The sequence below is a fragment of the Polaromonas sp. P1_G2 genome, assembly GCF_056405515.1.
The window spans coordinates 1-374 of record NZ_JBFUBY010001636.1 but is presented as its reverse complement, the minus strand read 5'-3'; the positions used below and the strand labels follow the sequence as shown (position 1 = coordinate 374).

Annotated in this window: 1 protein-coding gene; it reads left to right on the top strand. The window is 58.8% G+C overall.

What is annotated here, in order from left to right; all coding sequences use genetic code 11:
* A partial coding sequence (locus tag AC1D0P_RS31890) for a Gfo/Idh/MocA family oxidoreductase (protein WP_477680381.1) occupies positions 1–374 on the top strand: 374 nt, incomplete at both ends.

The following is a 374-nucleotide window of genomic DNA, read 5'->3' as shown; positions in this document are numbered from 1 at the left end:
GCCTGCATGTGTTCTGCGAAAAGCCGCTTTGCTACGGTGCTGCTGAGATCGATGCGCTCATGGAGCTGGAGCAGCAATCCGGATTGGTGGTTCAGGTCGGCTACATGAAGCGGTTCGACCCCAGTTACCAGGCCGCATGCGAATACATCAAGGACAAGGGCGGAAAGCTGCGCGCCATCAGTGTCGAGGTCAACGATCCCGATGCGGGACCATTCGTCGGCCATCATCCATTGATTGCTGGTTCTGACGTGAGCCCAGCACTGATTGCCGAAACGGGAGACCGCAAGGCGAAGCAGGTTGCCGCCGCACTGCAGCGGACACCTGGCGCGATATTGGCCAAAGGATTTGCCGGAGCGTATTGCTCATCCCTGGTG